The organism is Streptomyces sp. NH27 (assembly GCF_056859195.1).
On the sequence record NZ_JACEGK010000165.1, the window covers coordinates 1 to 14149 of the forward strand.

12 protein-coding genes are annotated in these 14149 nt (G+C 72.7%); 5 read left to right on the forward strand and 7 right to left on the reverse strand.

Translation table 11 applies throughout. The annotated features are described in order from the left end of the window. Positions 1 to 19: 19 nt before the first annotated feature. From AC13HU_RS15755 to AC13HU_RS15770, 4 genes are all read right to left on the reverse strand, one after another. Positions 20 to 3229 (reverse strand): glycoside hydrolase family 38 N-terminal domain-containing protein, encoded by a 3210-nt coding sequence (locus tag AC13HU_RS15755; protein WP_483042489.1) that lies wholly within the window; start codon positions 3227 to 3229, stop codon positions 20 to 22. A 106-nt stretch (positions 3230 to 3335) separates the two neighbouring features. After that, positions 3336 to 4148 carry a carbohydrate ABC transporter permease gene (locus AC13HU_RS15760; RefSeq protein WP_483042490.1) on the reverse strand — a complete coding sequence of 271 codons (813 nt, stop codon included), beginning with the start codon at positions 4146 to 4148 and terminating at the stop codon, positions 3336 to 3338. Further along, a complete protein-coding gene (locus AC13HU_RS15765) occupies positions 4145 to 5101 on the reverse strand; it encodes a carbohydrate ABC transporter permease (RefSeq protein WP_483042491.1) in 957 nt (318 codons plus the stop codon). The genes AC13HU_RS15760 and AC13HU_RS15765 overlap by 4 nt, the downstream gene beginning before the upstream one ends. After that, a complete protein-coding gene (locus AC13HU_RS15770) occupies positions 5089 to 6381 on the reverse strand; it encodes an ABC transporter substrate-binding protein (protein ID WP_483042492.1) in 1293 nt (430 codons plus the stop codon). Before AC13HU_RS15770 ends, AC13HU_RS15765 begins: the two co-directional genes overlap by 13 nt. Positions 6382 to 6497: 116 nt before the next feature. Between AC13HU_RS15770 and AC13HU_RS15775 the strand changes: the two genes are divergently transcribed. From AC13HU_RS15775 to AC13HU_RS15785, 3 genes are read left to right on the forward strand one after another with little or no spacing between them, the layout of a single operon-like run. Further along, a complete protein-coding gene (locus AC13HU_RS15775) occupies positions 6498 to 8318 on the forward strand; it encodes a class I mannose-6-phosphate isomerase (protein ID WP_483042493.1) in 1821 nt (606 codons plus the stop codon). Next, on the forward strand, positions 8315 to 9337 hold the full coding sequence (locus tag AC13HU_RS15780; RefSeq protein WP_483042494.1) for a LacI family DNA-binding transcriptional regulator: 1023 nt from the start codon (positions 8315 to 8317) through the stop codon (positions 9335 to 9337). The genes AC13HU_RS15775 and AC13HU_RS15780 overlap by 4 nt, the downstream gene beginning before the upstream one ends. A 6-nt stretch (positions 9338 to 9343) precedes the next feature. After that, positions 9344 to 10270 carry an ROK family protein gene (locus AC13HU_RS15785; protein WP_483042495.1) on the forward strand — a complete coding sequence of 309 codons (927 nt, stop codon included), beginning with the start codon at positions 9344 to 9346 and terminating at the stop codon, positions 10268 to 10270. Between the two features lie 45 nt (positions 10271 to 10315). Here the strand turns inward: AC13HU_RS15785 and AC13HU_RS15790 are convergent, their stop codons facing one another. Further along, positions 10316 to 11170, reverse strand: coding sequence for an inositol monophosphatase family protein (locus AC13HU_RS15790; protein WP_483042496.1), 855 nt, complete (start codon positions 11168 to 11170; stop codon positions 10316 to 10318). Between the two features lie 298 nt (positions 11171 to 11468). Here AC13HU_RS15790 and AC13HU_RS15795 point away from each other — a divergent pair, with 298 nt between their 5' ends. Continuing rightward, positions 11469 to 12014, forward strand: a complete 546-nt coding sequence (locus AC13HU_RS15795; RefSeq protein WP_483042497.1) for a GNAT family N-acetyltransferase — start codon at positions 11469 to 11471, stop codon at positions 12012 to 12014. Positions 12015 to 12162: 148 nt separating this feature from the next. On the opposite strand, the gene AC13HU_RS15800 is transcribed toward AC13HU_RS15795, so the two are convergent. Next, on the reverse strand, positions 12163 to 12606 hold the full coding sequence (locus AC13HU_RS15800) for a MarR family winged helix-turn-helix transcriptional regulator (protein WP_483042498.1): 444 nt from the start codon (positions 12604 to 12606) through the stop codon (positions 12163 to 12165). 110 nt (positions 12607 to 12716) lie between these two features. Between AC13HU_RS15800 and AC13HU_RS15805 the strand changes: the two genes are divergently transcribed. Further along, the gene (locus AC13HU_RS15805) at positions 12717 to 13679 is read left to right on the forward strand and encodes a quinone oxidoreductase family protein (RefSeq protein ID WP_483042499.1); all 963 of its coding nucleotides are present in this window, start codon (positions 12717 to 12719) and stop codon (positions 13677 to 13679) included. 81 nt (positions 13680 to 13760) lie between these two features. On the opposite strand, the gene AC13HU_RS15810 is transcribed toward AC13HU_RS15805, so the two are convergent. Continuing rightward, positions 13761 to 14111, reverse strand: a complete 351-nt coding sequence (locus AC13HU_RS15810; protein WP_483042500.1) for a DoxX family protein — start codon at positions 14109 to 14111, stop codon at positions 13761 to 13763. Positions 14112 to 14149 lie beyond the last annotated feature (38 nt).

Sequence of the window (14149 nt, forward strand, 5' to 3'; positions counted from 1 at the left end):
GTAGTGCTCCCGGAACAGGTCAGCCGCGTGCCTGCGGGCGCAGGCGGACCGCGGTGGTGCCGAGGCGGGGGATGTCCACGAGCACGTCGGCGCCCTCGCGGGTGACCGTGCCCGCAGGGTCGCCGAGGTAGGTGGCGCGTTCGGCGTGTGCGACGGGGAAGCCGCAGCGCAGTCGGACGGTTCGGGGTTCGGTGGCGTACGACTGGAGGCGGACCAGGAGGTCGGCCCGGTCGGGATCGCCCGTGCTGCCGTCCTCGGCCGCGTGCGCCGGGACGGGTGCCGCGTCGACGATCCGCACGTACGGGTCGTCGAGGGAGAGCAGCGCGCGCTCGCCCGGGTCGTCCGCGGCGGGGTCGCCGTGCGCGGCGACGCCCACCAGCGGGTGGTCGATCTCCTGGGCGGTGCGCAGGCCCAGCGCCTCCGCGGCGATGGTCTCACCGGGTCGACGGACGCCGATCGCGTAGCGGAAGGTGGTGTCGAACGCCTGCTGGGCCGGGAAGTTGGTGTCCCACAGGTTGTTGTGGACCCACGAGTAGAGGGTGCCCGGCTGCCGGGGCGCCGTGGAGTCGGGGAACGGCGCGTACGGCAGGGGGATGGTCTCCGGCTCGACCAGGGGCGCGTCGCGCGTGACCCATGCGACGGGGCCGTCGGCGTCGCCGAGCGCGACGAACGACCGTACGGCGCGCATGTGTTGGGGGGCGCCGGGGACGTGCGCGAGGCCGGTGCCGGTCAGCGCGCCGGTGATCTCGTAGCGGACGGCGGGGTCGGTCAGGGCGAACGGGAAGGCCAGGTAGGCGCTTTCCTTCGCCATGGTCGCGGGCTTGTCGAAGCGGTTGTCGATGACGAGGTGGGAGTCGTCGCGGCCCAGGCTGACCGTGGTTTGGGCCAGGTGGACCCCGTCGGCCGCGTACTCGTACGTCAGACGCGCGCCGAGGGCGTCGTCGACGCGTTCGAGCAGCACGGCGGGCCGGGCCAGGGAACGCGAGCCGAGGAGTTCGAGTTCGTCGGTCGTGGTGGTCTTGTTGGCCTGGTGGTTGTAGCCGGGCGCCGAGGTGTAGGTGTCGTAGACGTAGCCGTTGAAGCCCACGACGGCTTCCTGGTCGACGAGTTCGCGGCCGGTGGCCTTCTCGGTGATCGAGGCGACGCAGGCGCGGCCGAGGTCGACGCGCACCTTGAGGTGGTCGTTCTCCAGGATCAGGTCGTCGGCGGTCGGCAGCGGGACGCGACGGTCGCGTGCGCCGTCCTCGGCGTGGTCGTCGGTGGACGGGGTGACGGCGGTGCCCGGTTCGCCCGCGGTGAGGTCGAGCCGGACGAGCCCGAGCGGCGGGACATCGGGCACCTCGACGTGCAGCCATCGGCCCGCGTCGCGGTGCACCGGGTTGATCTGCGGCTTCTCGACGGTGGGCAGCGGCTTGCCGGTGCGCCCGTCGGCCACCGACACCGCCCGGTCCAGCGGGACGCGGCTCTCCCGCACGAACAGCGCGACGACGGAAGTGCGTTGCGCCGATGTGGTGTTGACCGCCCAGTAGGTGGCGTCGGCGTTAACTGCCGTGGGCAGTACGGCGCCCAGGGCGGCCGAGGCGTGGTCGCGGAAGGTGTCGGCGTCGTTGTCGCCGTGCAGGGCGTAGCCGTACTTCCAGTGCCACTGCTGGTCGCCGGACGTCGTCCCGTCGTCGCCGTGCGTCCAGGGGTCGGCCGCGCCCCAAGTGTGCTCGTTGAAAAGGGAGATGGACCGGTAGACGTCGGCCGCGCCGTGCCGGGCGTCCGCGGCGTGCGCGGGAGCGGGGCCGGCCGGGGCGCCGAGCGCGGCCATGCCGTACAGGGTGGTCGCGTCGGTCACCTTGGACTGCGCGCGGCGGACCATGGCCTGCGGCCGGGCGCCGGAGCCGACGCCCTCGACCCACCAGTCGCCCCAGTCGCCCTCGAAGACGGGGACGGCGTCGCCCAGCCGCTGTTCGGCGTCGGTGAAGAAGTCGGTGTTGGTGGACAGCCGCAGGGTCGGCGCGGCCCAGGTCTCGTTCCAACGGCGCACGATCTCCGCGAGGATCAGCCGCGGCGGCGCGTTGTCCCCGAAGTGGCCCTGCACCCGCAGGTGCAGCAGGTCCCACGGATACGGGTCGCGGTGACCGGCGGTCGGCCCCGGCGAGCCGAACAGCTCGGGCGGGATCGGGTAGGGGTTGGTGGCGAGCGCGGTCAGATAGGCGGGCAGCAGGTCGTCGACCATCTCGTAGGAGGTGTCGAAGCCGAGCACCGGGCCCTCCATGTAGGCGAGGCCGTGCGGGCTGTCGGTCATCCAGGTGAGCAACTCGTTCCCGGAGGGGGCGCGCCAGCGGAACAGCCGGGGGAGTTGGGCGCCGCCGTTCATGTTGGGCACCGAGCGGCCGGCCCAGTTGTGCGCCACCGACAGGTAGCGCACGCCGAGCGGGGTCAGGGCGTCGGGCAGTCCGGCGACGGTGCCGGGCACGTCGGTCTGCATGGCGCTGCGGAAGTCGATGCCGTGGGTCTGCTTGACGCTGCGGGCCAGCCGCAGCAGTTCGTGCAGCTCGTCCGTGGAGCAGGTGTCGGTGTGCAGGTTGTACGGCATGGCGGTCAGCTCGATCTGGCCGGCCTTCACGCGCTGTATGAACTCCGCGACCCGCGCCGCCGGCCGGGCGGCCGCCCACTGCTCGAACGACCACAGCGACTCCACCGCCCAGCGGAACTTGGCGTTGTCCGGCCAGTCGTCGGTGGCGCGGGTGAGGTCGAGGCAGGAGTCGAGGAACGCGACGTGCTCGCCGAGCACCGTGCCCTGCGGGTCGGTGTACCCGATGTCGAGGTGCGAGTGGTGCACCAGGTGGATCGTCCACTCGCGCGGCGGCTGAAGGACGAAGGCGAGCACGGCGGACGTGCCGTGGCCGGTGGCGGTGATCCGCAGATCGCGCGGCGCGCTCTCCAGGGGCAGCAGCAGCCGCTGCCCGCCGGGCGCGGGCACGGCCTGCACGGGTATCGTCCCGCCGCCGGCGGCCTCGGCGGTGAAGGTCCAACCGCCGTGGTCGGGCCGGTCGCCGTCGATCAGTATCCGTATGCAGCGCAGCGCGCCGGACGGGCTGCGCCGGACCAGGTGTTCGGGCATGGCGCGGAGCCGGGTGCCGCCGGCGTGGGCGGTGGCCGCAACGGCGAGGCCGACCATGCTCGTCCGGGCCTTGTCGGTCGACCATCGGCGGTCGCGTACGAGGGCACGCGTCGTCATGAGCTGTCTCTCCCAAGGTGGTTCGGTCAGGACATCGGGCGCGGGTTTCGGTCAGGCGGTCAGGAGGTCATGAGTCATGGAAGTCGTGGGTCAGGCGGTCAGCAGGTCAGGAGGTCAGGCGCAGGCTGTTGACGAAGAAGCGCTGGAAGACGAAGAAGAGCACCACGGTGGGCACCGACGCGACGAGCGCGCCGGCGAGCACGACGGGCGGGCCCACCGTGGAGTAGTTGCCGCTCAGGTCCGCCAGCGTGGCCATCACCGGCCGCACGTTGGGGCTGAGCGAGAGCGTGATGCCGAACAGCAGGTCGTTCCAGATCCAGGTGAACTGGAAGATGAACGCGGCCAGCAGGGCGTTCCTGGCCAGCGGCAGGTGGATGGACAGGAACATCCGCGGCCAGTTGACGCCGTCGAGTTGGGCGGCCTCGGAGATCTCCCGCGGCACCGTCATCATGAAGTTGCGGTTGACGAAGAACGCGAACGGCACGGTGAGCGCCACGTAGATCAGCACCATGCCGTACTGGGTGTCGTACAGGCCGGTGCGGGCGTATCCGGTGAACAGCGGGGACAGGAAGGTCTGCAACGGCAGCACGGTGCCGATGAAGATGGCCCAGAACCAGATCGCCGGGCGGCGGACCGGCATGACCGTGACGGCGAAGGAGGCCAGTGCGGCGATCACGACCGCGACGGCCGCGCCCACGACGGCGTACAGGAAGGTGTTGAGCAGGCCACGCCCGACATCGGCGCTGGAGAACGCGGCGCGGATGTTCCGGATCAGGCCCCAGGAGCCGAACCACCACCGCGGCGAGCCGGTGTACTGCTTGGACGGCGTGAACGCGTTGACGACCACCAGCCAGGTCGGCAGCAGCCACAGCACCGAGACCAGGGCGACCAGCACATGGCGTACCACCCGGCCGGTCATGCCGCGCCTCCCCGCTGCGGCTGGACCTGCCGGCGCAGGTAGAGCCAGGACGCCGCGACGACCACCACGGTCAGCACGACGGACACCGCGGCGCCGTAGCCGTACCGGTTGAGGGTGAAGGTCTGCCGGTACATCGTCAGGGCCAGCGTCTCGGACGCGGTTCCCGGGCCGCCCTGCGTCAGCAGCCACACGATGTCGAACGTCTTGAGGCTGTTGACGATGGACATGCCCACGACCACCACGGTCATGGGCCGCAGTTGAGGCACGATCACCTTCAGGAACATCTGCATGCCCTGCGCCCCGTCGATCTTCGCGGCCTCGATGGTCTCGGTCGGGATGGTCTGCAGCCCGATCAGGAACAGCAGCAGGGCGGCGCCGGTGGACTGCCAGGTCGTCGCGACGATCATCACGATCGTGTTCAGCGGCCAGTGCAGCAGCCAGTCCTGCTGCCAGGCGCCGAGCCCGATGGCGTGCAGCGTCTGGTTGACGGCGCCGTCGGACTTCAGCAGGTACGTCCACAGCAGCGCCGTCGCCGAGCCGGACAGGGCGTACGGGATGACCACGGCGGTGCGGGCCACCACGCCCCAGCGCACCGAGTGGGTCAGCACCGCGAGCACCAGCCCGAGCAGCACCGGCAGCACCAGCGTGCCGACCACCCACATCACCGTGTTGAGCAGCGACCGGCCGAAGTCGGGATCGGTCAGCAGCGCACGGTAGTTGGCCAGGCCCACGAAGCGGGCGGTGATGCCGTTGTCGTCGAAGAAGCTGCGGTAGGAGGTGACCGCGAACGGCACCACCAGCAGCGCCGCGACGAGTGCGATGGCGGGCGCGAGGAACGCGCCCACCCAGGCGGCGCGCCGCAGGCCGCCGTGCCGGGGTTCGCGGGCCGGGTTCCCGGGTCGGCGGGCCACGGTGCGGGGGACCGTCTTGGCTCCAGAGGTCAGGACTTCCACGCCTTCCACTCCTTGTCGGCTCGGCGCTGCATGCTCGCCAGTGTCCGCGCGGCCCGGGCGGCCGTGGGGTCGATCATGAAGGCGCTGAGATCCTGCACATTTCCCTCGATCAGCACCGGGGGAGACGCCTCCCAGTAGCGGATGGCCTGGGCCGGCCGCTGCGCGCGGACCTGCGCGGCGACCTCGCGCACCGCCCCCACGTCCGGCACCACCGAAGGGTCCGCGGAGGTGTCGCGCAGGAACCCGGTCCACGCCTTCTGCACGGCCGGGTCGAACCAGGCGCGGGCGGTGTCCAGGGCGCCTTGGCGCTTGTGGGCCTTGGCCGACACCGCCAGCACGCCGCTCTCCACCACCACCGAACTCGTCCCGCCGGGCGGCGGCGGCAGCAGGAACGCGCCGAGGTCCGCGTTCTTGATGCCGGCGGCGAGGAACGTGCCGGTGTTCCAGGTGCCGTGCAGGCACATCGCGGTGTTGCCCTGCGCGAACCGTCCCGGCAGGTCGGAGACGGAGGCGTCGGGCGAGGAGAACGCGCCGCGACGGTACAGGTCGCTCCACAGTCCCATCGCCTGGCGGCACTTGGCGTCGGTGTACGACCGCTTGCCGGCGGCGAGGTCCAGGTAGAACTGGTGGTCCAGCCCGTTGACGAGCTGCTGGAACCAGATCGACGACTCCCAGCCGGTCGCGCCGCCCGACGAGATCGGCGTGATGTGCCGCGCGTGCGCGGTGTCCACCACGTGCAGGAACTCCTGCCAGGTCGTGGGCACTTCGACGCCGAGCCGGGCGAAGACCGGTTTGCTGTAGAAGACGGCGTAGTACGACTTGTACAGGGGGACGCCGTACTGCCGGCCGTCGGAGGTGAACGTCTCGCGCAGCGCCGGGTCGTCGCACCAGCCGCGGCTGCTCGCCTCGTCCCACGCGGAGGTGACGTCGGCGAGGATGCCGGCGCGGGCGACGTCCCGCAGCCGGTAGCCGTTCCACCACTTCACCAGGTCGGCGGTGGAGTCGGTCTGCGCCGACATCCGCACGATCTGCTGGTAGTTGCTGACGTTGGGCACGGCCTGCGGCGCCAGCCGGTACCCGCCGAGCCGGCGCAACTCCTTCCCGGCGGCGTGGTATCCGGGCGTCCAGCTCGGGTTGTCGTTGAACAGCGAAAGCGTGTCCGACGGTGCGGGCTTGGTGAGCGTGCCGCGCTCGCAGGCACTGAGCGCGAGGGCGGCGGCCCCGGCGAACGCACCGGCCAGCGCCGTGCGCCGGCTTACCGTTCGCGTCGTGTCGGTCATCCCCATGGGACCCCCTCGTCACGGGTTCAGCGGCCTGCTAAGTTATCGGTAACGTACAGGTGTGCTCAGGGTTTGAGAAGACGTAACGTTGACGTTATCTCGATGAGGTTGGTGACATGGTCGACCGTCCACAGGTCACAGTGCAGGCGTCGCAGTACGATCCTCGGCCGCGCTACCCCGTGAGCGACGGCACCGTCATGGTGGGATGGGCCGACGCGGCACGCACCCTGGGCCCAACCGCCCGGCTGCTCGCGGTCGACGGTCCCGCGGCCGTCGAATGGGACGCCGTCGCAAGCGAGTTGACGGCGGCCCTCGCCGCCGCCGCCCGCCCCCGCGTCACCGTCGCGGACGTCCGCGACGCGGCGCGCGACTGGGCCGACATCCGCCGCCTGACCGAGTCCGAAACGCTGCGCGACGACCCCGACTTCGCCAGACTCGCAGGTGGCAGCCTGTCCGACCTGATGGAGCCCGGCGCGCTGGCGGCACTGGCCTCGGCGCCCGAGGGCGCCGAGGCGGAGGGTGAGGCGGGCGGCGCACTGCGCGTACTGGTCGGTCCCGGCGCCGCGTCGGCGCCCGGCGTGGACGCGGTGTGGTGGGCCGATGTCCCCAAGCGGCACGCCGAAGCGGCCGTCGGACGCGGCGCCGGCCGCAACCTCGGCGCACCCGCCGGCCAACTCCCCAGCCTGCGGCGGCTGTTCTACATCGACTGGCCGCTACAGGACCGGCACCGCGACGCGACGGCCGCCCGGATCGACCGCTGGTTCGACGTTACCGATATCTCGACGCCGGCCTCGATCAGCGGGCACGCCCTGCGCGCCTCCTGCCGCCGCCTCGCCCGACAGCCCTTCCGTACCCTGCCGACCTTCAACTCCACACCGTGGGGCGGTCATTGGGGCCAGGAGGAGTTGGGCCACAACGCCGGCGCCGCCAACACCGCGCTCGGCTACGAACTCATCGCACCCGAGAGCGGCGTCCTGCTCGGCGACGACGGAAACAGCACCGGCGACGGCGACAGTTCCGGCTCCTCCGACGGCACCGACACCGGCCGCACCGTGGAGGTGCCCTTCCAACTCGTGGTCGCCCTCGCCCCCGTGGACATGCTCGGCGCGGACGTGCACGAGACCTTCGGCACCTCGTTCCCGATCCGCTTCGACTACCTGGACACCGTCGGCGGCGGCAATCTCTCGGTGCACTGCCATCCGCGGACCGACGAGATGCGCACCGTCTTCGGCTGGCCCTACACCCAGCACGAGAGCTACTACCTGATGCGGGCCGGCGAGCACAGCAAGGTCTTCCTCGGCCTGCGCCAGGACGCCGACCTCGACGCCTTCCACGCCCGCGCGCACGCCGCCGACGCCCACGGCGAGGCGTTCGACATCGAGAGTTACGTCCAGACGTTCCCCGCCGAGGCCGGACAGCTCTACCTCGTGCCGGCCGGCACCCCGCACGGCAGCGGCGAGGGCAACGTCGTCCTCGAAGTCAGTGCCACCCCGTACCTGTACTCCCTGCGCTTCTACGACTGGCTGCGCAGGGACGCCGCCGACCGGCAGCGCGCCGTCCACGTCGAGCACGCGTTCCGCAACCTGGACCCGCGGCGCTCCGGCGAGGCCGTACCCCGCGACCTGGTCCAGCGGCCACGGACCCTGCACCGCGGCGACGGCTGGCGGGAGGAACTCCTCGGGACGCTGCCGGACATGTTCTTCGAGGTGCGCCGGCTCGCGATCGACCCGGACCGCACCGCCGAGCAGGACACCGACGGGCGCTTCCACGTACTGACCGTCGTCGACGGGCAGGGCGTGCTCGTCACGACCGCCGCGGGGGACCGGCACTTCGTACACTATGCGGAGACTCTCGCGGTTCCGGCGTCCGTGACCGCATACCGCGTGCAGAACCAGGGGCCGGACCTGGCTCGCCTGGTCAAGGCGCAGGTGGCATGAGCAGAGAACCCGATCCCGTGACGTCCCTGACCATGCGGGATGTGGCCGAACGGCTCGGCGTCAGCACGATGACGGTCTCCCGCGCCCTGCGCGGGCAGCGCGGCATCGGCGAGGCCACCCGCCAGCGGGTGCTCGCCGAGGTGGCCGCGCTCGGCTACCGCCCGAACAAGCTGGCCAGGGGACTGCGCTCCGGCGGCCCCAACGAGCTCATCGGCCTGGTGGTCACCAACCTCGCCAACCCCTTCTACTCCCAACTCGCCGTCGGCGTCGAGGAGGTGTGCGTGCGCTACGGAGCACGCGTCATGCTCGGCAGCACCAGCGAGGACCCCGATGTCGAACGCGACGTCGTCACCGACCTGCTGGACCGCGGCGTGGACGGCCTGGTGGTCGTGCCCGCCAGCCACGACCACAGCCACCTCGGCGGCGAACGGCTCCGCGACACCCCCGTGGTGCTCGCGGCCAGCCCGCCGATGGACATCGACGTGGACTGCGTGCTCGTCGACGACTTCGGCGGCACCCGCGCCGCGTGCCGCCGGCTGATCGAGCGCGGCCACCGGCGGATCGGCTTCCTCGGCCTGCCCCCGTCGCTGTGGACCGGCTCCGAGCGCTTCCGCGGCTACGCCCTGGCGCTGGAGGAGGCCGGCATCGCGGTGGACGAGCGCTACGTCAGCCGGCACCGCGGCGACAGCGCGCTCGCCCAGGAGGCGGCCCGCGCCATGCTCGCCCTGCCCGACCGCCCGACCGCGCTGCTCACCGCGAACAACCGCAACACCGTCGGCGCGCTGCTCGCCCTGCGCGACCGGCCCGCCGACCAGGAGCCGGTGGCCCTCGCCGGCTTCGACGACATCGAACTCGCCGACCTGCTGCACCTGCCGTTGACCGTCGTGTCCTACGACCCGGCCGAGGTCGGCAGGGCGGCCGCCACGCTGCTGTTCGAACGCCAGCGCAGCACCGTGCCGCTGCACCCGCGGCGGGTGACCATCGCGACCGCGCTCATCGACCACCCGATACCCCAGTAGGCGGCCATGACCTCCACCGCGGCGCCCGGCGTCGTCCCCGTGCTCGAAGTCGGCGGATCGCATGTCACGGCCGCCGCCGTCGACCCCGACCGCCCCGGCGTCGTCGAAGGCACCCGGCAGCGCCTGCCGCTGCGGCCCGACACCGGCGCCGAGGACTTCCTCGCCGCGCTCGCCGACGTCGCCGACCGGGTGCTGGCCGCGCCCGCCCTGAGCGGCCGAACGGTCCGCGGCACCTGGGGAGTTGCCGTGCCGGGCCCGTTCGACTACGCCACCGGGACCGCCCGCTACCGGGACGTCGGGAAGTTCGCCGCCCTGGACGGGCTGCCCGTCGCGGACCGCCTCGCCCCACGGCTTCGATGCGAACCCGCGCGGCTGCGCTTCCTCAACGACGCCCACGCGTTCGGGCTCGGCGCATGGCGCACCACGGGCACCCGCGGGCGGCGCCTGGTCGCCATCACCCTGGGCACCGGCGTCGGTTCGGCGTTCCTCGACCACGGCACACCGGTGGTGGAAGGGCGAAGCGTCCCGCCCGAAGGCCGCGCCGACCTGCTGGCCATCGGCGGCCGCCCGCTGGAGGAGGCCGTCTCGACACGGGCGCTCGTCGCCCGCTACACCGCGCTGACCGGCGCGCCGGTGGACGGGCTGCGCGGACTGTCCACCCGGGCCGCGCAGGGCGAGGCGGTCGCCCAAGTCGTCATCCACGACGCCCTGCACGCGCTCGGCCGCGCCCTGGCGCCCTGGCTGTCGGCCTTCGAGGCGGACACGCTGGTGATCGGCGGCTCCGCCACGGCAGCGTGGGACCGGCTCGGCCCACCGTTCACCGCCGGCCTGACGGCGGACCGCCCCGCCCTGGCCGCACTGCGCCTGGCAGTGCGCCAGGACGGTGAGGACCTGGCCCTGCTCGGCGCGGCGGAGCACGCGCTACGGTCCTGAGCGGCGGTGGCGGGTGGCGGAGCGGAAGTCCGTGGCCCCGAGTGCTCAGGCCGCCCCGTCCTCCGCCGCCAGCAGCGCCCACAGCGCGTCGTACACCCCCGGCGCCGCCACGACGACGCCCGTACCCGACAGGTCCGGCGGCAGCGGGAACGGCTCGGGCAGCAGGTTCCCGCGCCGAGCCCCCGCCTCCGTGGCGATCAGCCCGGCCGCGGCCACGTCCCACGGCGCCAGGCTCTCCGTGTGCGCGTCGAGCATGCCCGCCGCGACCAGCGAGATGTCCAGCGCGGGCGAGCCGGCGCGCCGCACGTCACGGCAGTTCAGCAGCAGCCGCCGCACCCGCTCCAGCACCGCGTCCAACTCGTCGCGTCGGTGCGGGAATCCCGTGCCGACCAGGGCGTCGCCCAGCACCGACGTGGCCGCCGCCGCCAGTCGCCGCCCGTTGCAGCGCGCCCCGCCGCCCTTCACCGCGGTGAACGTCTGCCCCAGGAACGGCGCGTGCACCGTGCCCGCCCGCACCACACCGTCGACCGCGAAGGCCACCGACACCGAGACATACGGGTAGTCGTGCGCGAAGTTCGCCGAGCCGTCCATCGGGTCCACCACCCACACCGGCCCGTCGAACATCCCGTCCCGCCACCCGTCCCAGCTCTCCTCGCTGACCACCCGGTGCGCCGGGAAGCGTGCCGCGAGTACGTCCCTGATCAGCGCGTCCGCCCGCAAGTCCGCGTCGGTGACGATCTCGTGGCCGCCCTTCGACCGCCCCCGCGCCGCCTGCGTGCCGCGCAGCCGCTGCAACAGCGCGCCGGCCGCCCGAGCGGCGCGCTCGGTCACCTTGGCGGCCGTCGCGTCGTCCGCCGCGGCCGCCGAGCCCGATCCACCCGTTCTGTCCGTCCCGGCCATTTCGACCTTCCCCGTCGTCAAGTCCCGCCCGGCCGGCTCCGTGTGGAGCCGCGGACCCTGCCACCACGTCGTCATTGTCAACGACGAGGCCACATCGTGAGATGCCCGGGCTGTGTATGCTGCGTTCGCGGCCGGCGCGGACGCGTGGAACTGCAACCGGGAGCCGTACGGCCCGGACCCGCGTACGAATCCGCCGGCGGCGACCCGCGGCACCCGTACGTGCCTGACGCCACCGCCGGTCGCACCGTCCGACCACACACCGGGAGCCCGACCGCACGCCGGGAGAGGGAGCAGCCACGTGGCGATCGACCGGGCCGGCGCCGGCCGCCTGACCCCGCTGCCCGTCGCGACCGACCGCCTCGACCTGCTGCCGCTGGCGCCCGGGCACGCCGGGGAGATGGCGGGCGTGCTCGCCGACCCGGCGCTGCACCGCTACATCGGCGGCGAACCGGCCACTCCCGAGGCGCTGCGGTCACGGTACGAGCGGCTGGCCGCGGGTTCGCCCGACCCCGCCGTGGACTGGCTGAACTGGGTGATCCGGCTCCGCGCGGACGGCTGCCTGGTGGGCACGGTCCAGGCGACGGTCGGCCCGGGGGAGGGCGGACGCGTCGCCGAGATCGCGTGGGTGGTCGGCACGCCGTGGCAGGGCCGCGGCATCGCCACGGAGGCCGCGCGCGGGCTGGTGCACTGGCTCGCCGGGCAGCACGTCCCGACCGTGATCGCCCACATCCACCCGGACCACACGGCCTCGGCCGCCGTCGCCACCGCCGCAGGGCTCGCTCCCACCGGGCAGTGGCATGACGGCGAGGCGCGCTGGCGCGGCACGACGGCCGCCGACGGCTAGGACGCGGGCACCGTACGGCTGGGACGCGGGCACCGTACGCCGCAGGTCACGAATTCGGGTCTGTGGCCGGCGGGTTCGTCTGATGTCAACGTCGAGGAGACCGGGCAGGCGCAGTTCCCGCGGCTCGACATGACGCGTGGCGCGGGGCCTATGCCTCGTGCACCCGCGTCAGGAGTTCCATCAACTGTCGGCGCTCCGCCGCGCTGAGCGGCGCCAGCAGTTCGGCGTTGGCCCGCTCCGCCAGCTCCGCGCACCGTTCCAGGGTCCGCATGCCCGCCGGCGTCACCGTCACCGCGTTCTTGCGACGGTCCTGCGGATCGGGTGCGCGCCGGGCCAGCCCGGCTTCCTCCAGGCGGTTGAGCAGGAGGACCAGGTCCTTCGCGTCGAAGCCCAGCCGGCGCACCAGGTCCGCCTGGGCGACGGGCCCGTACTCGGACACTGCCGCGAGCACGGCGTGATGCGGCAGCTTCAGCCCTTCCGCGGCGATCGCCTCGGCGACCAGGCTCCGACCGCGCGCCGCTACCCGGCCGGCCAGCCAGCTCGGCAGGGACTGGATGTGCGCCAGGGCGCCCGGGCGTTCGGTGCGAGTCATGGCAGCAGGGTATCCGTAAGTCGTTGGACTTCCCAATGACTTGACTCTACGCTGGCCATCCATTGGAAATCCCAACGATTCCCTGTCGTGTGCCACACCTGGAGGTGTCCATGCGTCGTGTCCGCTATGAGGTCAATGGCGGCCCCGAGGTTCTCTTCACCGAGGAGGTCCCGGTTCCAGAGCCCGGTCCAGGTGAACTGCTGGTCCGTAGCGAGGCGGTGGGAGTCACGTTGCCCACCGTGCGAAAGGTGCGCGAGGGCGCCGAGCCCGGCCCGCTCGGCGGCGAGGTGGCAGGCACCGTCGCCGCGGTCGGTGAAGGCGTCAACGGTTTCGCCGTGGGCGACCGCGTCACCGGTCTCTGCTTCACCCACGCCTATGCCGAACTGGCTCTCATCCACCACACGATGGCCTCGCGCATACCCGGCTGGGCGTCGGCCGTGGATGCCGTGGCCCTGGTCCGCAGCGGCCTGGTGTCGCGCGGCGCGTACGAGGCGGGTCGCCCGGCCCCGGGTGACAGCGTCCTGGTCACCGCGGCGGCCAGCGCGGTCGGCGTCCTGGCCCTGCAGTACGCCAAGGCAGGTGAAGCCGCCCGCGTGGTTGCCGCCGTCAGCAGCGCGGACAAGGCGGAGTTCGTTCGCGCCCTCGGCGCCGACGAGGTCGTGCTCTACGGCGACGAGTCCTGGGGCGATCCGGTCGATGTCGTCCTCGACGGGGTCGGCGGAGAACTGCTCGGCCCCGCGGTGCGCGCTCTGGCCCCCGGCGGCCGCCTGGTCGCCTTCAGCTCGGGCGGCGGCACGATCGACGCGTACGAGCTGCTGGTCCGGAGCGCCTCGGTGATCGGGTTCCAGATGGCGGCCATCGCCCGGGGCAGGCCCGAGGTGTACGCGCGCTGGCTCGACGAGTTGTGGGAACTCCACCGCAACGGCACGCTGCGCTCCCGCGTATTCGCCGAGTTCCCGCTCGCGGAAGCAGCGCGCGCCCACGAGATCATCGAGTCCCGGCGCAACCTCGGCAAGGTCGTCCTGGTGCCCCGGAGCCAGGCATGTCGCAGGTCACGGATGGGTGCGGGGTGATCGCGTCGAATCGACGACCCGTGCCGCCAGTACGGTGCTGGAACGCGGGCGCTGCGTGCCGCTGCGGGGTGGGTGTGCCGCTCATCTTGCGACGGCCAGGGCGAGCGAGGCGACGGCCAGCGCCAAGTAGGCGCCGGGGAAGGCGATGTTGGCGAAGACGCGGGTCTTGATGTGCACGGCCATCGCGCCGGTGAAGTACAGCACGAGCCCGATCGCGGCGGCGATGCCGATGAGCGGCAGGCCCAGCAGTCCGAGCAGCAGTCCGACCGCGCCGGCGCCCTTGAGCGTGCCGAGGGGGCGGGCCCAGGACGTGGGCACGCCGACCCGGGCCGAGTTGGCGAGGACGAAGTCCGCCTTCGCGAGGTCGGCGACGGCCATGCCGCCGTTCATCGCGAGCGTGACGGCGGTGATGGCCGCGTAGGCGATGTACACGTGCTACTCCTGTTCGGACGGTCCCGTTCGGTGGGACG